Consider the following 20,718-nt stretch of genomic DNA (forward strand, 5'->3'; position numbering starts at 1 on the left):
CAACGATCAAGGAAGGGTACTCCGGGAGCGGGCGGCGGTGCAGCCCGATGCGGGCGTCAGTTTCTCAACTGCCGTTTCGGGGAACCCCGTTCCGGTCCGCCAGGTCGGCGGGCGTGAGCGGATTCATAGCGGTCACGTCCCTGGGGGCCAGCGAGAACCCCTGCCAGTGGACCGGCATGGGCTGCTGGTCCTCGTCCCGGGCGATGTGGTGGAACCCTATGTTGACCCAGGTGACCGGGTGCGTCAGCGTCTGGCCGCCGACCCACTTGTCGACGCTCTTCCCGCCGCAGTGGTCCGAGAGGTTGTCGCTCGCGTACTGCTCGCACTTGTTGTACTCGGTGAAGTACACGTCGTGCCGGGTGAAGGAGCGCCCCGGGTACTTGTTGGAGCGGCCGGGGACGAACTCGTAGGAGCGGGGGTGCCCGTCCTTGTTCTTGCCGGCCTTGGAGACCACGCGCCACCAGCGCATGTCCTTGACGTCACCGGCGAGTTCCTTGGTGACGGGGGTGCGGGTCGTCTTCGTGGTGGGCGAGCCGGGGCCGCGCGGCGGGGTCACCTTGGAGTCGTACTGCTCGACCTTGGCCTTGGGCGAGCCGTCCAGGCCGAAGTTGAGCCGCCAGAACACGTTGTGGCTGTGGCTCTCCGCGTAGGCGGTCGCGCCCTTGCCGATGGGCCACCCCTTGCCGTCGGTGCCGTCGTAGTCGTACGGGGAGAGGGCGCCGGTCGCGCCGACGTTGGAGGTGATGGTGCCGTCGGAGGAGAAGCGCCACTCGGTGATGTACTCGTACCAGGACGCCTTGTTGACCGTGTAGACGAGCAGGTCCTTGCCCTGGGCGCTGTAGAGCTTCCCGCTGCCGCCGGTCGATCCGTCGTCGCTGAGCCGGTACGCGTGCCCGCGCGCACGCGTGGTGGCGCACAGGCCCTTCACGTCGCCGTTGTCGGGGACCTTGACGGTCTTGATGGTGCCGCCGGGGCACTCGGCGGGCCGCAGGTTCTGCAGGGCCACGCCGAAGTCGGTGCCGGTGATGTCGTCGTACTCGGCCTGGCCGTCGTCGTAGGGGACGTGGACCTGGGCGAGGCGGGCGCTGGTGAGGACCTTGATCGGCGTGGCCTCGCCCTTGGGCTGGTAGCTGACGTCGTCGAGGACGAGCCCCGCCAGCGTGTTGTAGTGCCAGCACATGCGCCAGGTGGTGCCGCCGTCGAGGGTCTGCTCGATGCGGTACGCGGCCGAGCAGGCGGGCGCGGCGGCGGCCCGCTGCGGGGCGGCGGGGGCGGCCTGGGCGGCGGGGCTCGTGGCGAGCGCGGTGCCGAGCAGGGCGGTGACGGCGAGGCCGGACAGGGCGGACGCGCGGCGTCTGCGGGGCCCACGGCCGGTGGATGTCCTGGTGGGTGTCTCGGGCATGCGGAAGTGCTCCCTCGTGCAGGAGAAGATGTCGGAGGTCAGGAGGGCCGTGCGGCCCGGCTCAGCGGAGACGGCCGACCGTGCGGTCGCTGAGGTCGACGACGAGGGCGCGCGTGTCGATCCACGGGCCGCTCCTGACCTTGGTGATGACGCGCAGGCAGCGGTGCGTGCCGCACGCGGCGAGGTCCGCCGGCACGTTCGCGACCGTGCCCTTGCGGAAGACCATGCCGCTGAGCTCCAGCTGACCCGGCTCGGTGAGCTTCTTGCCGGTGGCGTCCTTGTAGTCGGCCCGCAGGTCGGCGCCGAGGCGGTCGCCGATCAGCAGCTGGGCGGCCTCCGTCAGTTCGTCCTTGCCGGGAGGCGGCTGCACTCCGTGGTCCGTGCTGGTGTCCTCGACCTTGCCGGTGTCCAGGTTGACGGTCTTCGTGACGACCGCGTCGCTCTTGTAGTCGTAGTAGACGACGTCCGCGCGGCGCTGGGCCGCGGCCGCGCCGCTCAGGCGCGGGTCGGTCTCCGTCAGGTTCGTCGACAGGTGCTCCGGGCCCCGGTCGCCCTCGACGTCCAGGGCGTTCCTGCGCAGATTGCCGCCCGCCACCGCGAGCTGCTCGGCGCGGTCGATCTCGGCGTCGGTGAGCGGATCGCGTCCGACGCCCTTCTCCCCCTCCTGCGGTGCGGCCTCTACGGTGCCCTCCGGGGCCACCGCGTCCCGCTGAGCCGCTGCCGCCTTGGCCGCGTCCCCCGCGGCTCCGGCGTCGTCGGGCAGGCTGACGCCCACCGCCACGGCGGCTCCGGCGACCGCGAGGGCCACCCCTGTCACCAGCTTGCCCAGATGGCGTCTTGCTAGCGCGCGCACATCTTCCCCCTGCTTCCCCGCCGGGCCGCCTCGGGCGGGCCCGGCCTCACGTGGTCGACCGGTAAGAGGGGTCCAACTCCGGTGTGGTTCCGTCGATTTCGGTGAGATCGGGCGGCAACGTCCGTACCCGCAGGGCGACGAAGAAGGCGAGGGCGGCGGCGAGGCTGCCCACGGTGAACGCGGCGGCGGGGCCGTACGCCTGGGCGAGGCGTCCGGCGACGGCGAGCGTGACGGCCTGGCCGCCGACGAAGGCGCTCGCGGCGACCGTCATGCCCTCGGCGAGCCGGGCGCGCGGCACGGCCCGCTCGGTGAGCCCGAACGCGGTGATGAGGTTCGGGGCGAACAGGGCGCCGAACAGGGTCACGAAGACGTAGAGGAGCGGCAGGGTGTGCGTCGCGATCAGCGGGAGCGACAGGAGGGCAGCGCCCGCCGTGGCGACGCGCCAGCGCAGCGGCAGGGTGAGGCGCGCGGGCACGGCGGCCATGGACAGGCCGACGACGGCGCTCATGACGCCCATGGCGGCGTAGACGAGTCCGGCCTGGTCCTCGTGCCCGAGTTCCTGGGTGAGCGCGGTGATCCCGGCGCCGAGGCCGCCGAGCAGGACGCCGAGCAGGACGAGTCCGAGCCGTACGAGGTGCACCTGACGCGGCATCCGGGGACGCGCGGCACGCGCGCGTGCGGATCCGGCGGGGCGGTCGGCGCGGGGGACGGCGGTCGCGGTCGGGTGCAGGGCGAACCAGGTGCCGCAGACCGCGACCAGCAGGGCGGCGGCGCCGAACGCGTAGGCGGGGTGGGCTACGACGGAGGCGACACCGATGAGGGCGGGGCCGAGGACGAACGACAGCTCGTCCGCTGTCGACTCCAGGGAGAGCACGGCGTCCACCGTCCGTTCCCCGCCGCCCGCGCGGCGTACGAGCGCGACACCGCGCGCGCGGGCGAGCGGTCCGATGCCGGGGACGGTGGCGCCCGCGAGGACGGCGAGGGCGCCGAGGAGCGGTGTGGCGAGGTGCTGGAGCGCGCCCAGGGTGTAGCCGGCGATCGCGAGGGCGTTGAGCAGGGAGGCGACGAGGACGACGGGTCGCTGGCCGCGGCGGTCGGCGAGCCGGCCGACGAACGGGCCGAGGGCGACCTGCCCGAGCGCGAGGGCGCAGGCGACGGTGCCGCCGGTGGCCAGCGAGCCGCTGGTGCGGGTCACCAGGAGGACGCTGCCGAACTGGATCACCGCGACCGGCAGCCGGCCGAGGAAGGACACGAGCGGCAGCAGCCGGCCGGTGGCGGCGAGCACCTGCCGGTACGTGTCGAGGGTGCGCTCGGTGCGGATGCCGGTGCCGGGCGTCTGGGTGCGGGTGCCGGTCATCGTCCGACGTTAACGACCGCCGTTCGCCCGCACGCATGGGGGAATGACACGAAAGCCGCCCGCGCGGGTACGTAGCTTCGCATGACCCCTCAGCGCGCCAAGGTCCCGACCGCCACGTACCGCCTCCAGCTGCAGCCCGCCTTCGGGTTCTCGGCCGCGGCGCGGGCGGTGCCGTGGCTGGCGGGGCTCGGGGTCTCGCATCTGCACCTGTCGCCGGTCCTGGAGGCGGTGCCCGGCTCGACGCACGGCTACGACGTGGTGGACCACGGGCGGGTGCGGGCGGAGCTGGGCGGTGAGGAGGGGCTGCGGGCGCTGGCCGCACGGGCGCACGAGCACGGGCTCGGCCTGGTGGTGGACATCGTGCCGAACCACATGGCGGCGTCCGTGCGGCACAACCGGCCGCTCATGGAGGTGCTCCGGGAGGGGCCCGCGTCCCCGTACGCGCGCTGGTTCGACGTCGACTGGGCGGCGCAGGACGGCCGGATCATGCTGCCGGTGCTCGGGACACCGCTGCGGGACGCGATGGCGCACTTGTGGGTGGACGGGGATGTGCTGCGCTACCACGAGCACGTGTTCCCGCTGCGCGAAGGCACGCGCGGGCTGCCGCTGCCGCGCCTCCTGGAGGCGCAGTGGTACCGGCTCGCCTGGTGGCGGCTGGCCCGCGCGGAGCTCAACTACCGGCGGTTCTTCACCATCTCGGACCTGATCGCGGTGCGCGTGGAGGACCCGGAGGTGTTCGCGGCGACCCACGTGACGGTGCTGCGCCTGATGGTGGAGGGGGTCGTGGACGGGCTCCGGGTGGACCATCCGGACGGGCTCGCCGATCCGGGCGGCTATCTGCGCCGCCTGTCCGAGGCGACGGCCGGCCACTGGACGGTCGTGGAGAAGATCCTCGCGGACGGCGAGGAGCTGCCCGCGGCGTGGCCGGTGGCCGGCACGACGGGCTACGACGCGCTGCGGCGGATCGACGGCCTGTTCACGGACCCGGAGGGCGCTCAGTCGCTCGAAGGCCACTTCCGGCGCTTCACGGGCGCGCGGGACGACCTGGGCGGGCACTGGACACCCACGGTGCGGCGGGCGGCGCGGCACGTGGTCACGTACGAGCTGGCCGCCGAGGTGGAGCGGCTGGTGCGCGAGGCGGCCGCCCTGTGCGCGGCGGACCCCGCGCTGCGCGACCACGCCGTGTGGGCGCTGCGCACGGCGGTGCGCGAACTCCTCCTCCGCGTCCCCGTCTACCGGCCCTACGCGTCCGGGGGCGACGCCCCCGAGACGGTGCTGACCCCGGCGGACGCGACGGCGGCCAAGGAGGTGTTCACGGTGCCGGAGGAGGCCCGAGCGGTCGACACGGTACGGGAGTTGGCGCTGGGGCGGCACGGGCGGGACCCGGCGCACACCGCGTTCCGCGACCGGTTCGCGCAGACGGCGGCGGCGCTGCGGGCGAAGTCGGTGGAGGACTCGGCGTTCTACCGGTACACGCCGCTGCTCTCGGCCCTGGAGGTGGGCGGGGAGCCGGCCGCCCCGGCGGTGACCGCGGACCGCTTCCACGCGTACTGCACGCGCATGCTGCGGGACTGGCCGGACGCGTCGACGGTGCTGTCGACGCACGACACGAAGCGCAGCGCCGACGTGCGGGCCGCCGTGTCGGTGCTCTCGCAGTGCCCCGACCGGTGGGCGGCCCTGCTCGACGAGGTCACGGCGCGGACCGCGCACGACGACCCGGAGCGCCCCGGGCCCGGGGCGGCGTGGGCCGCCTGGCAGACCGTGGCGGGGCTCGGCCCCGCCGACCCGGAGCGCGTGCAGGAGGCGATGCTCAAGCACGCGCGCGAGGCGGGTCTGGACACGACGTGGACGGAGCAGGACGCGGACTACGAGGAGGCGCTGCGGGCCTTCGTCGCGGCGGGCCCGTGCGGGCCGCCGGGCGAGGCCGTGCTGCGCCTCATGGCGGAACTGCGCCCCCACGTACGGGCGAACGTGCTGGGCGCGGCCCTCGTCCACCTGACGATGCCGGGCGTCCCCGACCTGTACCAGGGCACCGAGCGGGAGTACCGGGCCCTGGTCGACCCGGACAACCGGGCCCCGGCCACGTTCGGGGAGCCGGGCGGGGCGGACGCGGACGGGCTCTCGGCGGAGGCGGACGGGCTCTCGGCGGAGAAGGAGTCGCTCACCCGGACCGTCCTCGCGCTGCGCCGGGACCACCCGGAGTGGTTCGGGGGCAAGGGCACGTACGAACCGCTGACGGCGCGCGGCCCGGGCGCGGAGCACTGTGTGGGCTTCACGCGGGCGGGCCGGGTGGCCGTGGCGGCGACGCGCCTGTCCCTGCGGCTCGCGGACGCGGGCGGCTGGCGCGACACCGCCCTTCCGCTTCCGGAGGGCACCTGGGCCGAACTCCTGGGCGCGGAGCGGAGGTTCTCGGGGCACGCGCGCGTGGCGGAGCTGTTCGCGGACCGGCCGGTGGCGCTGCTGGTCCGGGTGTGACGGGTGTGACGGGTGTGAGGCTCAGTCGAGGCGGACCCGCAGGGACGACGGGGCCCGGGTGAGGAGGCCCTCGGGGGTGGGGCGGAAGTCCGGGGCCCAGCGCAGGTGCGGGAGGGCGGACAGGAGGGCGCGCAGGCCCGTCCGCGCGGTGAGCCGGGCCAGTCGGGCGCCGAGGCAGGCGGGGCCGGGGTCGGGCGGGGTGCGGAACAGGTCGTAGCGGTCGGGGTCGGGGAACCGGGCGGCGTCCCGGCCCGCCGCGCCGACCAGGCAGGCGACGGTGGCCCCTGCCGGTATCGTGCCGCCGCCCGCCGGGACCGGGGCGAGGGCGTGGCGCAGCACGATGTGCGGGGCGGGGTCGCGGCGCAGCGACTCGGTCCAGGCGGCGTCGGCGAGGTCGGGGTCGGCCCGTACGAGGTCCAGTTGGGCGGGGTGGTCGAGGAGGTTGGCGAGGAGCGCGGCCAGGGCCCCGTCGGTCGCCCGGCCGCCCGCGCCGAGCAGCACCGCGACGAGCCCGGTGACGGCGGTGTCGGACAGCGGCCCGTCGTCGGCGGGGGCGGCGCACAGCACGGACAGCAGGTCGGTCCCGGGGTGCGCGCGGCGGCGTACGGCATGGGGGCGGAGCAGGGTGTGGAGCGCGGCGGTGTCGAGTCCGGTGCGGTGCCGCGCGGTGATGTGTGCGGTGGTCTCGTGGGGCAGGCCGAGCGCGGCGACGACGGCGGCCGCGGGCAGCCACCGGCAGAACTCGGCGACGAGCTCGGCCTCCTGGCGGCGGGCGAGGCGCCGGGCGAGCACATGGGCGGTGCGTTCGGTGCCGGCCGCGAGGGCGTCGAGGGCCCGGGCCTGGAGCGCCGGGGAGAGCAGGGCGCGGCGTGCGGCGCGGGGGAGGTCCTCGGGGTGACCGGGGGCTGTGCGCGGGTCGTCGTGCCGACGTCCGGGGGACGGACGGGACCACGTGTACGGATCACCGGAGGCTGCCGACGGGGACGCTGCCCCCAGGTCGATCCCGCCGTCGAGCGGGCGCAGGCCGGACCGCTCGTCCGACGGAGGTGCGTACGGATCGCGGGCCACCGCCGGGCGTGCCGAGAGCGGGCCGCCGCCCGCGTGCCCGGCGCCGAGGGGCTCGTCGTGGCCGTCCGCGTACGGGCCCACGCCGCCCGGCCCGGGAGAACCACCGCGCGGGGCGGAGGCGACGCCCGCGCACGCGGCGCCGAAGGACGCGTCCCGCACGCGCGCGTGGCGGTCATCGGCCCCGTCCGGGGCCGCGTCGAACAGCGGGAGCGGTGCCGCGGTGGCGGCTGCTGGCCCGGCACCACGGACCCCGCGACCGTACGGCCCGGCGCCCGGCGCGAGCGGCGCCAGGCGGGGGTCCGCGAGGGCGGACATCACGTCGGCATGGCGGCTCAGCAGCCAGGCGCCGAACGGCTCGTCGTACACGAGGGGGTGCGTGTCGCGCAGGCGGCGGTACAGGGGGTACGGGTCGCGGGCCACCGCCGGGTCCGTGAGGCTCGGCGGGTGGGGCGCGGTTCGCGCGGTTCGCGCGGTTCGCGCGGTTCGCGCGGGAGACCCGGGCGCGCTCGCGTCCGGTCCGGTGGGGCACAGCACCGGGACACCCCCAGGGCCGGGCGCGCACGGGGCGGCGCGCGAATGCTCCCAGCGCACCACCGGGTCCGGGCCGGCGCAGCCCCCGGCGGGCCGTACGGGTGAGGCGGCCGCGGCCCGGTACGGCGACGTGGCGCGCGGCAGGTCCACGACGCGCACGGCGGCGCCGGTCGGCTCGACGCGGGCGAACACGGCCAGGGCGCGGCGCCAGGGCGCGCCCACGGTGAGCACGACTGGTCCTCGCCGACGGCCCCGGTGACGATGTGGGCCCGCCCGGTACGTCCACGCCCGTCCCCGCCCGTCACCGCCCGTCCCCGCTGTCCGAGGCTGTGGGCGAGACCTTCCTCACCCTCGCCGGACGCTGCCTGCACCGGCGGCGAGGGAAGCGACCGGCCTTCTTGACACCGGCGGCCGGGCGTGGGGTACTGCGGATTGCTGACGCGGGAGCACCAACGGGGGTGAGTCACCTGACGGAGCAGCGGTACCCCAACTCGGCCGAACTGGCCCGGTCGGCAAGGGAGCTGACGGCTCACCGGCCCGACCTCTGCCGCCTGCGGGAGATCGGCACGTCCCGGGCGGGCCGTCCGCTGCACCTGCTGTCCGTCGGGCACGATCCGCGCACCGTGCTGATCGTCGCGGGCGCGCACGCGAACGAGCCGACGGGCGGCGCCACGGCGCTGCATCTCGCCCGGCGGGCCCTGGTGGACAGATCGCTCCGCGAGGACCGGTCCTGGCACTTTTTGTTGTGCGCGGACCCGGACGGTGCGGCCCTGCACCGCACTCCGGCTCCGCGCACACTGCTCGAGTACCACCGGCACTTCTTCCGGCCCGCGGGCGAGGAGCAGCCGGAGTGGTCCCCTTCGGTGCTGCCGCCGGACCGGCTGCCGCCCGAGACGCGGGCGCTGACCGGGATCATCGACGAGCTGCGCCCTTATCTCCAGGTGTCGCTGCACGGCACCGAACTCGGCGGCAGCTGGGTGCAGTTGACCCGGGACATCCCCGGTCTGGCGGAGCCGTTCGCGAAGTCGGCGGCGGAGCTGCACATCCCGGTGGAGACGGGCGCGTCCGACGCGGCGGGCTGGCCGGCCTCGGGACCGGGCGTGCACGTGATGCCGGCGCCGGACGCGCGCGCCGCGTTCCCGAGCCTGCCGGACGACGCCCGGCACTCGACCTGGCACCACGCCCACCGCTACGGCGGCTCGACGGCGATCGTCGAGGTGCCGATGTGGGCCAGCGACCTGGTCGACGACCCGGCCCCGCACCCCGCGCCGGAGCGGGCCATGCGCCGCCTGTCGCAGCGGCTGAGCCGGGACACCCGCTGCGTGGAGGCGGTGCTCGCGCAGGCGCTGCCGCGGCTGCCCGACACCGGGGGCCCGCTGCTGCGGGCGGCGCGCTGGGCGCTGGCCCTGGTGCCGGGTCTCGCGCGGGACTGGGCGCAGCCCCCGCCGCCGGACGCGACGATGGCGTACGTCGGGAGCATCGACGCGTTCGCCCGGCGGCTGCCGCTGCGGGCCGCAGCGATGCTGCTGCGGGTCCTGGAGGAGGCCGGCGACGAGGCCGCGCCCCGGCTCGACGCCCTGGTCACGGACTGGTGCGAGGGGTACGCGGAGCGGTTCGGGGCGCGCTGGGTGCCGCTGGCCCACCAGGTGGAGCACCAGGCGCGGACGACGATCGCGGCGGTGCGGCACGCGCGCGCCGAGGGCGACGTGTGAGCCGCCCCCGGCCGGCCGCGCGTCAGCCGGCGATGCGGAAGACGGAGCCGGTGGAGGCGTACAGCACGCAGTCGCTGGCGAAGTTGCGGGCGTAGGCGACGCGCCGGCCGTTCCACATGCCGTGCGCGTACGCGGTGAGCGGCTTGTAGATCATGGGGCAGGAGGTCTCCTCGTCGACGTGCACCTGGTTGATGTCACCGGCGACCTCGGCGAGTTCGGCGCAGGCCCGCTCGGTGCGCGGGTGGTCGCCGCGTTCGGCGGTGCAGTCGAGGAGGGCGCTGGTGGTGGCCCCGGTCGGGCCGTCGCCCTGCATGACGGTCACCCGCACCCAGTTCCCGGTGTCGGTGGGCGGGGCGTCCGGCGGCGCCGCCTGCGCGCCGGCGGCGGTCGTGCCGAGCAGGGCGGCCGCTGCCGCCGTGGCCAGCAGGGCGCGGCGCGCCGTCGTGAGCGTGGCCTTGACCATGGGGTGTCACCGTTCCTCGCGTTCGGGAGTGCGCGCGGGCGGGGGCCCGCGGTGCATCCCTGACCGCGCGGGTGGGCGCGCCCCACCGGGCACACGGCCGTTTCCCCCGAACGGGACGGCGTGGCGCGTCAGTCGGCGGACAGCCGGAACGACATGTGGCCGAAGGCGACCTGGTCGCCGTCCCGGACGACGGCGGCGCCGACCACCCGCCGGCCGTTCACCGTCGTGCCGTTCGTGGAGCCGAGGTCGCGCAGCACCCACAGGCCGCCCTGCGAGGTCAGCTCGGCGTGCACCCGGGAGACCGACTCGTGGCTGAGCCGCAGCCGGTTGGCCGGGTCGCGGCCGATGCGCAGCGGGTACGGGTCGCCCTGCCGCGGCAGCATCAGCTTGGGCAGCCGCTCCACGGTCCAGGCCCGGCGCATCCGCACCGTGAACCCGGAGACCGCGCCGACGGCCCCGACCACGGCCCGGGTCCAGCGGCCCTCGGTGCGCAGGTCGGCGGTGAGCGCGGCCAGTTCGTCGGGCCGGCGGGCGGCGAGGGCCAGCTCCATCCGGCGGACGAACGTGTCGTGGGAGAGCCGGCCGAGCGCGACACCGTCCTTGAGCACCTTCAGCGCACGGTCCCGCTCGGCGTCGGAGAGCCGCGCGGGGTGCGTGTGGTGTTCGAACGATGACGTCACACCGAGATTGTCGGGCAGCGGAGGGCGGAGTGTCCAGAAAACGAAATGCGTCGTGTCCGTACCCTGACGATTCGGCGCCGGGCCCGGGCGAATCCACCCCCTGAGGATCATTCCTGGCGCACGATGGACCCCTCGTCACCGTCTGATCGCGAGGAGAACGCTCCGTGCAGTTCGAGGTGTGGGCACCACAGGCCGAGCGGGTCACGCTGCACTGCGAGGGCGCCACTCGCGCGTTGGCGCGGGTGACCGGGAGAGCCGGCTGGTGGGCGGGCGAGGCGGAGGCGTCGGACGGCGCGCGGTACGGGTTCGCGCTCGACGACGGACCGGTGCTGCCCGACCCGCGCTCGCGCCGTCTGCCGGACGGCCCGGACGGGCTGAGCGCGGTGGTCGACCACGACCTCTACGCGTGGCGCACGGACGGGGCCGGGCAGGGGCTGCCCGGCGCCGTGCTGTACGAGCTGCACGTCGGCACGTACACGCGGGAGGGCACGCTCGACGCGGCCGCCGCGCACCTGGGCGAGCTGGCCGAACTGGGCGTGACGCACGTCGAGCTGATGCCGCTGTGCCCGATGCCGGGGCGGCACGGCTGGGGCTACGACGGGGTCGCCCCGTGGGCGGTGCACGAGCCGTACGGCGGCCCCGAGGCGCTGAAGCGCTTTGTCGACGCGGCGCACGAGCTCGGGCTCGGGGTCGTCCTCGACGTGGTGCACAACCATCTGGGCCCGTCCGGGAACCATCTGGGGGCGTTCGGCCCGTACTTCACGGACACGGCGCGCACCCCGTGGGGCGACGCGGTGAACCTGGACGCGCCCGGCTCCGACGAGGTGCGGGACTACTTCGTCGGCAGCGCGCTGGCCTGGCTGCGCGACTACCGGCTCGACGGGCTGCGCCTGGACGCGGTGCACGAGCTGCGCGACCGGCGCGCGCTGCCGTTCCTGGAGGAGCTGTCGGCGGCCGTGGACGCGCTCGCTCAGGAGCTCGGCCGGCCGCTGTTCCTGATCGGCGAGTCCGACCTGGCCGACCCGCGGCTCGTCACGCCGCGCGAGGAGGGCGGGACCGGGCTGCACGGGCAGTGGAACGACGACGTCCACCACGCGGTGCACGCCGCCGTCACGGGCGAACGGCAGGGCTACTACGAGGACTTCGCGCGGGCTCCGATGGCGGCGCTGGCGAAGACGCTGACGCACGGCTTCTTCCACGACGGTACGTACTCGACGTTCCGGGGGCGGCACCACGGGCGCCCGGTCGACCGGGCGCGGATGCCCGCGCACCGGTTCGTCGCCGCGACCCAGACCCACGACCAGGTCGGCAACCGGGCGCGGGGCGAGCGGCTGGCCGCGCTCGCCGCGCCCGGGCTCCTGGCGTGCGCGGCGGCGCTCGTGCTGACGGGGCCGGCCACGCCGATGCTGTTCATGGGTGAGGAGTGGGCGGCGAGCACGCCGTGGCAGTACTTCACGGACCACACGGATCCGGCGCTGGCGGACGCGGTGCGCAAGGGGCGGCGGCGGGAGTTCGCGGCGCACGGCTGGGCGGAGGCGGATGTTCCCGATCCGCAGGACCCGGCGACGCGGGAGCGGTCCTGTCTGGACCGGTCGGAGCGGACGGTCGGCGAGCACGCGCGCGTGCTCGCCTGGTACCGGGAGCTGATCGCGCTGCGGCGGGAGCGGGCGGATCTGCGGGATCCGGATCTCGCGGCGGTACGGGTCGCCTTCGACGAGGCGGGGCGGTGGATCGCCTATCGGCGGGGGGACGTGCGGGTGGCGGTGAACCTGTCCGAGGTGCCGGTGTCGATTCCGCTCGGTCGTCCTGTCGCGCGGGTGCTGGCCGCGTGGGAGCGGGTGGAGGGGGCCGGCGCGGAGGGAGTCCTGACGGTGCCGCCCCATTCGTGCGTGATCGCCGAGGCGCCGTAGGGGGTTGCGCGTTCATCGCGGCTGCGGGCCGGTGGTCGAGATCCGGGCGGCGGAGCTGCGGCGCGTGGTCGGGAAACCCCGGGTCACTCCGACACCAGCTCCAAAAGAATGGGCTCCCAAGCCCGTTCGACCCCGCGACCCCAACGACCCACCTCCGCCCCGGAATCCAGCCCCACCAGCACGTCACAGCGCCCGAGCCAGAGCCCCCGCAGACAGATACGGGCCCCGCACCCGGCCAGGGTCGCCGCCCGCACCGCGGCCCGCGCTCCCACGGACACGACCAGCCCGGCGATGTCCTCGGCCACGTCACCGATCACCGCGTCGCCCCACCCGAGCACCCCGCGCACATGCCCGTCGGCGGCGACCCGCAGCCGCTCCTCCGTGAGCCCGTGATGGACGAGCGCCGCCCCGGACTGCGGCCCGAGCTGGGCGACGGCCCGTGCCGTGAACTTCCGCAGCCGCGTCGCGTCGAACTCCCCCTGTTCGTCGAGCCGTTGCGCCGCGCCCCCGGCCTCGCGGCGCACGTTCTCCAGGGAGCGCGGCGCGACGGTGGGCACGCCCAGCGGCACGGCCCGTTCGACGGGGACCGCGCGCAGCCCCGTGAGCAGTTCGGCGAGGTCCTCCTCGCCGAGCGCGGTGACGTCCTGGATCCGGGCCGGTTCACCGGGGACCCGGGTCTCGACGACGCAGACGAGCCCGGGCGCCCACTCCCCCGCCGCGACACCGACCGGCAGCGCGACGGGCAGGTGCGGGCGGACGAGATCGCGCAGCCGCACCTCGCGCCGCAACCACCGCCCGGCCCGCGCGTCGAGGGCGAACCGCAGCACGTGCCGGTCGCCGACCCACCAGGAGACCACCCCCGCGCCACCGGCGCCGGGCGCTTCGACAGGACGTACCTCGGCGGTGGCGCCACCGTCCGGGAGCAGGCTCTTCAGGACGCGGCGCACCGTCTCGTCGGTGGGGTGCGGGGTCGGCGGCACGGCGGATCAGTCCACGATCGCCATGTCCCGCGCGGTGGCGTTGAGGCGCCGGCCGCCGTCCGGGGTGACGGTGACGATGTCCTCGATGCGCACACCGAAGCGGCCGGGCAGGTAGATGCCGGGTTCCACGGAGAAGCACATGCCGGGCACGAGCTCCTGCTCCTCTCCCTCGATCATGTACGGAGGTTCGTGCGTGGTGACGCCGATGCCGTGGCCGGTGCGGTGGATGAAGTACTCGCCGTACCCGGCGTCGGTGATGACCTTGCGGGCGACGCGGTCGACGTCCTGACAGGCGATGCCGGGCCGCACGGCCTCGCACGCGGCGCTCTGCGCGGCGCGCACGATGTCGTGGACCTCGCGCTCCTCGGCGGTGGGTTCGCCGACGTGCACGGTGCGGCTGGTGTCGGAGCCGTAGCCGTGCTTGAGGCCGCCGAAGTCGAGGACGATCATGTCGCCGCGCTCGATGACCCGCTCGCCCGCCTCGTGGTGCGGGTTGGCGCCGTTGGGCCCGGAGCCGACGACGGTGAAGTCGACCTGCGAGTGCCCGAACCGCTTGAGCAGGTCGGACAGGTCACCGGCGATGTCGTTCTCCGTGCGCCCCGCGAAGGCGACCTTCTTGATCTCCTCGTACGTCGCGTCGGCGGCGGCGCCGGCCGCCGCGAGCCGCTCCAGCTCGGCGGCGTCCTTGACGGCGCGCAGCATCGGCAGGGATTCGGTGAGGGACACGTAGGAACTGTCGGGGAGCGTCTTCTGCAACCCGAGCAGGTGCATGGCCCAGGCGTTGTCGCTGACGCCGAAGCGGCCCGCGCCGTCCAGCAGCGGGGCCGCGACCTCGTACGGGTTCTTGCCGTCGGTCCAGTCGCGCAGGGTCATCGCGTCCGCGCCGGCGGACCGGGCGGCGTCGGGGGCCTCCAGGGTCGGCACGACGAGCGTGGGCTCCTGCCCCGGGGCCAGGACCAGGAGGGTGAGCCGCTCGGTCTCGGCGGTCACGTGGTAGCCGGTCAACCAGACCAGGTCGGGGCCGGGTGCGACGAGCACCCCGGCGAGCCCGGCGTCGGCGGCGGACTGCGCGGCACGGTCCATCCGGGCCTTGTAGTCGGCGGCGGTGAAGGGCGCGGGTGTGCCGGTCGTCATGTCCGGTGCCTCCATACGGTGCGCGGTGTCCATCGCGAGATCGTCGCGGAGCGGAACGATACGTCCACGGGCAGCATCCTGCCCGCCCTCGCAGGACCGCGCGAGTCCGTTCCCGCACCCGCGGCCCCGAGCCCATCCTCGCTAACGTTTGATGATTGCCCAACCATTAGTACTAATGCTTGAATTAGCCTGACCCGTTAGAAACACGTCGGACGGTTTCGGTGTGTACCGGAACATGTCAGCCCATGGAGGACCTCCAGCCATGCTCGTACTCGCCCAGATCAGCGATCTGCACCTCGACGGCACCGCGCGCGCGACCGAGCGGGCCCACCGGGTGACGGAGCGTCTGCGGGCGCTGCCGGGACCGGTCGACGCCCTGCTGGTCACCGGCGACATCGCGGACCACGGCGCCGAGTCCGAGTACGAGGAGGCCGCCGCGCTGCTCGGACTGCGCGGCGGGCCCGCCCTGCCCTTCCCCGTCCTGACCTGCCCCGGCAACCACGACGTGCGCCCCGCCTACCGCAAGGCCCTGCTGGGCGAGCCCGCCGCGGACGGCCCCGTGAACCGGGCGCACCGGATCGGCGGCGCCGCGATCCTGATGTGCGACTCCAGCGTGCCGGGCGCCGACGAGGGCGACCTCGACGAGACGACGTACGCCTGGATCGAGGCGGAGCTCGACGCCCTGGACGGCGGCACCCCGGTGCTGCTCGCCTTCCACCACCCGCCGGTCGCCCTGCACCACCCACTCCCGGACCGCTATCAGCTGGGCCGCCCGGGCCGGCTCGCCCGGCTCCTGGAACGGCGCCCGGAGATCGCCGCACTCATCACCGGCCACGCCCACAGCCCGGCGGCGACCTCCTTCGCCGGCCGGCCGCTGCTCGTGGGCCCGGGCGTCACCTGGACCCTGCGCCTGCCCTGGGAGGGCGAGCAGATCGCGGACCGGGACGCCCCGGTGGGCCTCGCCTTCCACGTCCTGGACGACGAGCACCGCCTGACGACCCACTTCCGCACGGTCTGAACCCGCCGCGCCCGCGCCGGGAGCCTCAGGTGACGACACCCGGCACGACCGTCAGGTCCTGCCGTCCGCCGCCGTCGTGACGGACCTTCACACGGAGCTCCCGGCCGGGCCGGGCGTCCGCGACGAGGGCGGCGAGGTCGCTCGCCGAACCGATCGCGTCCACCCCCAGCCCAAGGAGCACGTCCCCGCGCACCAGCCCCGCCGTGTAACCGGGCCCCGGCACATGCACCGCCACGACCAGCGCCCCCGGCCCGCCGGGCGCGTCGACGACCTCCACGCCGAGACTGCCGCGCGCGGACGCCCGACCCTGACCCGGCGCCGTCGCCCCCGCGGGCGGCGCCGACGGCCCGGACGGCCGCGCGGACGCCGGCCCCGATACGCCAGGCACCCCTGCCCCTGACGTCCCTGGCATCCCCAGCCCCCCTGCCGTCCCCGAGGGCGCCGCCTGCTGCGCCTCCCGCATCTCGGCCATCCTGCTCAGCGCGATGACACCGGCTCCGACGGTGCCGAGGCCGATCCCGGCGAGCACCAGGACCACGGCGCAGCACAGCCCGGTCAGCCAGGTGACGAGCCGTCGGCCGCGGCGTCGCGCCGCATGCGGCCGCCGTTTGGGCCTCGGCTCCCGGGCCGTGTCGCCTGAACCACCGGAACCATCGGAACCACCGGAGCCCCCAGAAGCACCGGATCCTCCGGATCCCCCGGACGGGCCGGAACCCGGCAGGGACTTGGGACGCAACGCGGTCTGTTCCCTCACTCGCTCACCTCCGTGGCTCGCCCGTCCCCCGGCCGGAGCTCTACCCTCCGGGCGGGCGCGTCACGTTCCTCGAACGAGTGAGCATGCCGGGCCGTGCTCGAACACGGCCCGGCACGACCACCCCGCCTATCCCCCGTGACCCCCGTGACCTCCCCCGTGGTCCCCGCCGTGCCCGGCGCCGTGGTCGAACTTCAGCGCCTCCTTCGGCATCACGACGAAGGGCCGCATCATCCCCATGTCCTCGTGCTCCAGCAGATGGCAGTGGTACATGAACCGCCCGTACGCCCCGTCGAAGCGCCCCATGACGCGGAGCATCTGCCCGGGCAGCGCGCGGAAGACGTCCTTGTACCCCTGCTCGTTCGGCGGGACCGGGACCGCGCCACCGGGCTCGGGACGGACCGGCTTCGCCGTGCCGCCCGTCGTCACGTCGAAACCGGAGACGTCGTACACGTCGCGGCCGAGAATCTGGAAGTCGGCCAGATGGATGTGCATGGGGTGCACCACCGGCGGGTTCACCGCGAGGTTCAGGAAGCTCCACTGCTCGTGAGTGCCCTCGGCGAGGGTGAAGCCGAGCCCGTCGTTGAACGTCCTTGCGGTGCGCCGGTAGGTCTTCACCGCGCCCTCGGCGTCGGCGACCTGGATGATGCCCTCGGCGGGCAGGCTCAGCCCCTCGGGCTCCTCGATCTCGGTCATCTCCCAGATCTCGGGATGCCCGCCGCCGCCCTTGGTGGCCGGCGGGGTGAGCACGATCAGCCGGTGCCCGTGCTCGATGTCGTGCGTCAGCCGCCGGAAGGACCCCGAGAGCACCTCGGGCAGGGTGAACGGGTCCGGGGCGCACGACTCCCCCACGCGGAACTCGAGCACGTGCGGGTACGGCACGTCGCCCGCCGGATCGGGCACGCCCGGTGCCTCGTTCCGCCCCTTGTTGACGAGGCGGACGCGGCGGCCGGCGAGCGCCCCGAAGTCGATCAGCAGGTCCATCCGCTCGGCCGGGGCGATGGTGAGCACCGGCAGCGCCCCTTCGAAGTCGACCGGCACCGGGCGCGGCAGCAGCCCGCCGTCGCTGCCGATCTGCTTCAGGACCCCGGGCACGACCTCCCCGTCCTCGTCGACGAGCACGAGGTCGAAGATGCGCGCGTTCGACGCGTTGACCAGGCGGAAGCGGTGCCAGGCCGGGTCCACCTCGGCGTACGGCCAGATCCGGCCGTTGACCGTCGTGTACGGGCCGGTGAACGGGATGGAGACCGGCTTGCCCGTCTCCGGGTTCGCCGCCTGGACGATGGCGGTCTTGTGCAGCAGCCGCCCGTTGAGCACCCCGTCCTCGTCCGTGTCCAGGTTCCGGTCCGCGAGCAGGAGCGGTATCTCGCGCTCGCCGGAGGGCAGCCCCAGGGCGTCCTCCTCGTCGTCCCGGACGAGGTAGGTGCCGTACAGGCCCGTCTGCACGTTCCACCGCGTGATGTTCATGGCGTGGTCGTGGTACCACCACTGGACCGCCTGGTGGTCGTTCGGGTACTCGGCGAGCTGGGCGTCGCCAGTGCCCACCGCGTTGTCCGCCCAGCCGTCGTTGCCGCCGCCCGTCTGGGCGCCGTGCAGATGGGTCACGGACCAGGCGGGCAGGGCCGCCACGTCCTCGTTCGGCGGCGCGCCCTCGCGGCCCGGGCGGGTGGTCGGGCTCGGTGCGGCGATCGGCACCTCCACCGCCGTGACGGGATACTCTCCGCCCTTCGGTATGCGGTTCGTCCACGCGATGCGGACCCGCTGTCCGCGCCGCACCTCGATGGTCGGGCCCGGCACCGTGCCCTCGTACCCCCACATGAGGGTCGGCGGGAGCTGCGGGTGCAGCCGCTGCCAGGTGGGGCGCAGGGCGATCTCGGTCTCCCTGCGCACGTCCCCGGCGGCGGGCCGCAGTACCGGTGGCACGGTCAACGGCGCGACGTACGGCGCCAGTTCCGCTCCCCCGGCCCCTAATCCTGTCCCGGACGCCGCGCCGGTCTGTGCGGGCTCGATGCCGGTCTGTGTGTGCTCGATGATGTCGGTCAAGGCAAGAACACCCCCGTGTGTTCTCCTGCGTTCCCCCGTTGTACGGCCGGTCAGTGGCCGTGAGCCGCGCCGTGCGGCGCTCTCACCTCTCTAGACGACCCGCGTTCCGGCGAAGTTCCCTGAACCGCCCATTCCGGACGCGAAGTTCCGGAAACCGCCGAGCGGCGGTGCGGGGATCCGGTCGGGCACGAAGCCGTGGGCGCGGCCGGCCAGGTGGTCGGCGCGGTAACGGTCCACCTCGGCGTGCCAGTTGAGGATGCCTGCCGTCCAGTTCCGCAGGTCCTCGACGTAGCCGTCCATCGCCTTGCGTGCCGCGCGGGACAGCCGCAGGTCGCGGTAGAGGACGGGGAGTTCGTTCGCGGTGATGTGCTCGAACTGGCGCATGCGCTGGGTCATCAGGTCGTTCACGATCGCGAGCGCCTTCGGGTAGTCGATGCCGAAGAAGGTCTGGACGACCAGGATCGCGTTGTGGATCTCCCCCTCGTACTCGATCTCCTTCTGGTACGAGTACACGTCGTTGAGGAGGCAGGCGTAGTCGATCGCCGCGTTCTCCAGGGCGCGCACCGGTCCGCTGCGGTACACCTCGGGCGGCACGGCCGGGCCGTGGCCCATGCGGCACAGGCTGATCGTGAGGTCGGAGCCGAAGGTGGCGCGGCGCATCTCCAGGTAGTCGACCGGGTCGGGGACCCGGTTCTGGATCTGGTTGGCGAGCTCCCACACCCAGCTTTCCGTCATCACGTCGACGGACGCCTTCACGGTGCGCTTCTGATCGGGCGTCATGGTGGCGGTGGTGCGCCGCCACAGGTCCGTCAGGCCGCGCTCCACGGCGTTGACCGGCACCACCGGCGTCTCGTCGCCCTCGACGGGCATGCAGGCGGACAGCCGGGCCGTGCACGCCTTGGCGGCGGCCAGGTCGCGCCGGTGCCCGAAGATGAGCGGGTAGTAGTCGTCGCCGTACGTGCCCCAGGCCAGCCACTGGGCGTTGAGGTCGAGCGCCTCCGCGTCGCTGTCGGGGGCGATGCCCGCCGCGCACAGCGCGAGGTCGCAGGAGGCCAGCTTGTCCTCGTCCCAGACGCCCTCGGACAGGATGCCCATGCGGTGCGCCCAGGGCACGAGCCGGGCGCGGGCACCGGCCAGTTCCGGGTTGAGCCGCAGCGTGAACGGCATGTGGATGTCGGGGATCCGGGACGGCCCGACCTTCTGGTACGGCACGTGCGTGTAGGCACGCAGCCGCTGCGCGCCGAGGTCCTTGAGGAGGCCGACCGGGTCGGTGGTCCCGGCGCCGATGCCGGACGGCCCGAACAGGGGCGCGGTGGCGGGCGGCACCTCCTTGTTCATGTAGCGGCTGGACTTCATGTGCCACGCGTGGCCGCCGGACTGCCAGTCCGTCAGGCCCTGTGTGTACGCGGCGACGGCGGCGACCTCGGCGGGGGTGAGCGCGTGCTCGGCGGCGAGGGCGGGCACCTCGGTGAGCGCGGTGTGCTCGAACTGGTGCAGCCGCGAGGTCAGTACGTCGTTGACGGCCTCGGCCGCCTCCTGGGTGGTGCAGCCGAAGAAGGTCTCCAGGACGAGGACGCCGTTGCTGAGCTCCCCCTCGTCGCGTACCTCGCGCTCGTAGGAGAAGAGGTCGTTGCGCAGGTGGACGGCGTCGGAGAACGTCTCCATGAGGACGCGCAGGGGCCGGGAGCGGGCGACGGCGGCGGGGACCTCGGCGGTCGCGTACTCGACGAGTCCGGCCGACCAGGGGGCGCCGCCCACCTTGCGGCGCATCTCGATGTACTCGACGGGGTTGGCGATCCGCCCCTCGTTGATGTTGGACAGCTCCCACATCGACTCGTTGAGCAGGTGCTCGGTCGACTCGGCGAAGCGGCGGCGCCAGTCCAGGGACATGGCGGGCACGGTGCGCCGCCACAGGTCGATCAGGCCCGCCTCGACCGGGTTCTCCGGCTCGGGCGCGGGTGCGGCGAGGTCCATCGGCATGAAGAGCGGCAGGCGCTCCAGGTGGTGCTTGCCGGCCTCCCGGTCGTTGGTGCGCTTGTACATGTCGAGGAAGTGGTCGTCGAAGAAGAAGACCCACACGTACCAGTCGGTGATCAGCGACAGCGCGGGTCCGTCGCAGTCGGGGTGGGTGTGCGCGCACAGCAGGCCGTAGTCGTGCGCGTCGAGGTCGCTCCGCTCCCAGACGCCGCTTCCTTCGAGCATGCCCATCTCGCGCGCCCACGCGGCGGAGTGGGCGCGCGCCTCGTCGAGGTGGGGGTTGAGCCGCGCGCGGTACGGCATGTAGAAGCGCGGCAGGTGGAACGGCTGCGAGGACTGCTCAGTCATGTGCGCGGCCCTACCC

General features: G+C 74.4%; 15 protein-coding genes. 4 read left to right on the forward strand and 11 right to left on the reverse strand.

The window, feature by feature from the left end; translation table 11 throughout:
• Positions 1–64: 64 nt before the first annotated feature.
• The 3 genes from ACIBTU_RS32015 to ACIBTU_RS32025 all read right to left on the reverse strand — a co-directional run bounded on the left by ACIBTU_RS32015 (position 65) and on the right by ACIBTU_RS32025 (position 3,612).
• Positions 65–1,402 carry a copper amine oxidase gene (locus ACIBTU_RS32015; protein WP_399130155.1) on the reverse strand — a complete coding sequence of 446 codons (1,338 nt, stop codon included), beginning with the start codon at positions 1,400–1,402 and terminating at the stop codon, positions 65–67.
• A gap of 61 nt (positions 1,403–1,463) precedes the next feature.
• Entirely contained in the window at positions 1,464–2,255 is a 792-nt protein-coding gene (locus tag ACIBTU_RS32020; RefSeq protein ID WP_399130156.1) for a Tat pathway signal sequence domain protein, read from the reverse strand.
• Between the two features lie 46 nt (positions 2,256–2,301).
• Positions 2,302–3,612 (reverse strand): MFS transporter, encoded by a 1,311-nt coding sequence (locus ACIBTU_RS32025; RefSeq protein WP_399130157.1) that lies wholly within the window; start codon positions 3,610–3,612, stop codon positions 2,302–2,304.
• 81 nt (positions 3,613–3,693) lie between these two features.
• On the opposite strand from ACIBTU_RS32025, the gene treY reads away from it, so the two are divergent.
• Positions 3,694–6,087, forward strand: coding sequence for a malto-oligosyltrehalose synthase (gene treY, locus ACIBTU_RS32030; RefSeq protein WP_399130158.1), 2,394 nt, complete (start codon positions 3,694–3,696; stop codon positions 6,085–6,087).
• Between the two features lie 21 nt (positions 6,088–6,108).
• Here treY and ACIBTU_RS32035 read toward each other — a convergent pair whose 3' ends face one another.
• The gene (locus tag ACIBTU_RS32035) at positions 6,109–7,917 is read right to left on the reverse strand and encodes a cytochrome P450 (protein WP_399130159.1); all 1,809 of its coding nucleotides are present in this window, start codon (positions 7,915–7,917) and stop codon (positions 6,109–6,111) included.
• Between the two features lie 227 nt (positions 7,918–8,144).
• Between ACIBTU_RS32035 and ACIBTU_RS32040 the strand changes: the two genes are divergently transcribed.
• Complete coding sequence (locus ACIBTU_RS32040; protein ID WP_399130160.1) at positions 8,145–9,398, forward strand: M14 family zinc carboxypeptidase; 1,254 nt, start codon at positions 8,145–8,147, stop codon at positions 9,396–9,398.
• Between the two features lie 22 nt (positions 9,399–9,420).
• Here ACIBTU_RS32040 and ACIBTU_RS32045 read toward each other — a convergent pair whose 3' ends face one another.
• Positions 9,421–9,861, reverse strand: a complete 441-nt coding sequence (locus ACIBTU_RS32045; protein ID WP_399130161.1) for an SSI family serine proteinase inhibitor — start codon at positions 9,859–9,861, stop codon at positions 9,421–9,423.
• 128 nt (positions 9,862–9,989) lie between these two features.
• The gene (locus tag ACIBTU_RS32050) at positions 9,990–10,541 is read right to left on the reverse strand and encodes an FHA domain-containing protein (protein ID WP_399130162.1); all 552 of its coding nucleotides are present in this window, start codon (positions 10,539–10,541) and stop codon (positions 9,990–9,992) included.
• 164 nt (positions 10,542–10,705) lie between these two features.
• Here ACIBTU_RS32050 and treZ point away from each other — a divergent pair, with 164 nt between their 5' ends.
• Positions 10,706–12,451, forward strand: coding sequence for a malto-oligosyltrehalose trehalohydrolase (treZ, locus tag ACIBTU_RS32055; protein ID WP_399130163.1), 1,746 nt, complete (start codon positions 10,706–10,708; stop codon positions 12,449–12,451).
• An 83-nt stretch (positions 12,452–12,534) separates the two neighbouring features.
• Here treZ and ACIBTU_RS32060 read toward each other — a convergent pair whose 3' ends face one another.
• Together ACIBTU_RS32060 and ACIBTU_RS32065 are read right to left on the reverse strand one after the other, a co-directional pair.
• Positions 12,535–13,431 (reverse strand): aminoglycoside phosphotransferase family protein, encoded by an 897-nt coding sequence (locus tag ACIBTU_RS32060; RefSeq protein WP_399130164.1) that lies wholly within the window; start codon positions 13,429–13,431, stop codon positions 12,535–12,537.
• Between the two features lie 6 nt (positions 13,432–13,437).
• The gene (locus ACIBTU_RS32065) at positions 13,438–14,565 is read right to left on the reverse strand and encodes an aminopeptidase P family protein (RefSeq protein ID WP_399130217.1); all 1,128 of its coding nucleotides are present in this window, start codon (positions 14,563–14,565) and stop codon (positions 13,438–13,440) included.
• 262 nt (positions 14,566–14,827) lie between these two features.
• Here ACIBTU_RS32065 and ACIBTU_RS32070 point away from each other — a divergent pair, with 262 nt between their 5' ends.
• Complete coding sequence (locus ACIBTU_RS32070) at positions 14,828–15,583, forward strand: metallophosphoesterase (protein ID WP_399130165.1); 756 nt, start codon at positions 14,828–14,830, stop codon at positions 15,581–15,583.
• 25 nt (positions 15,584–15,608) lie between these two features.
• On the opposite strand, the gene ACIBTU_RS32075 is transcribed toward ACIBTU_RS32070, so the two are convergent.
• From ACIBTU_RS32075 to cyc2, 3 genes are all read right to left on the reverse strand, one after another.
• Positions 15,609–15,860 (reverse strand): PDZ domain-containing protein, encoded by a 252-nt coding sequence (locus ACIBTU_RS32075; protein ID WP_399130166.1) that lies wholly within the window; start codon positions 15,858–15,860, stop codon positions 15,609–15,611.
• Between the two features lie 603 nt (positions 15,861–16,463).
• Complete coding sequence (phsA, locus tag ACIBTU_RS32080; RefSeq protein WP_399130167.1) at positions 16,464–18,377, reverse strand: O-aminophenol oxidase PhsA; 1,914 nt, start codon at positions 18,375–18,377, stop codon at positions 16,464–16,466.
• A gap of 90 nt (positions 18,378–18,467) precedes the next feature.
• Entirely contained in the window at positions 18,468–20,702 is a 2,235-nt protein-coding gene (cyc2, locus tag ACIBTU_RS32085; RefSeq protein ID WP_399130168.1) for a germacradienol/geosmin synthase Cyc2, read from the reverse strand.
• Positions 20,703–20,718 lie beyond the last annotated feature (16 nt).

The sequence above is a fragment of the Streptomyces sp. NPDC050145 genome, assembly GCF_044460245.1.
In the GTDB taxonomy this organism is placed as follows: domain Bacteria; phylum Actinomycetota; class Actinomycetes; order Streptomycetales; family Streptomycetaceae; genus Streptomyces.

Bases quoted from the DNA above. Each gene is read 5' to 3' on its own strand.
- ACIBTU_RS32070 (WP_399130165.1), top strand. From the start codon at position 14,828: ATGCTCGTACTCGCCCAGATCAGCGATCTGCACCTCGACGGCACCGCG.
- ACIBTU_RS32025 (WP_399130157.1), bottom strand. From the start codon at position 3,612: ATGACCGGCACCCGCACCCAGACGCCCGGCACCGGCATCCGCACCGAG.
- ACIBTU_RS32015 (WP_399130155.1), bottom strand. From the start codon at position 1,402: ATGCCCGAGACACCCACCAGGACATCCACCGGCCGTGGGCCCCGCAGA.
- treY (WP_399130158.1), top strand. From the start codon at position 3,694: ATGACCCCTCAGCGCGCCAAGGTCCCGACCGCCACGTACCGCCTCCAG.
- cyc2 (WP_399130168.1), bottom strand. From the start codon at position 20,702: ATGACTGAGCAGTCCTCGCAGCCGTTCCACCTGCCGCGCTTCTACATG.
- ACIBTU_RS32045 (WP_399130161.1), bottom strand. From the start codon at position 9,861: ATGGTCAAGGCCACGCTCACGACGGCGCGCCGCGCCCTGCTGGCCACG.
- ACIBTU_RS32065 (WP_399130217.1), bottom strand. From the start codon at position 14,565: ATGACGACCGGCACACCCGCGCCCTTCACCGCCGCCGACTACAAGGCC.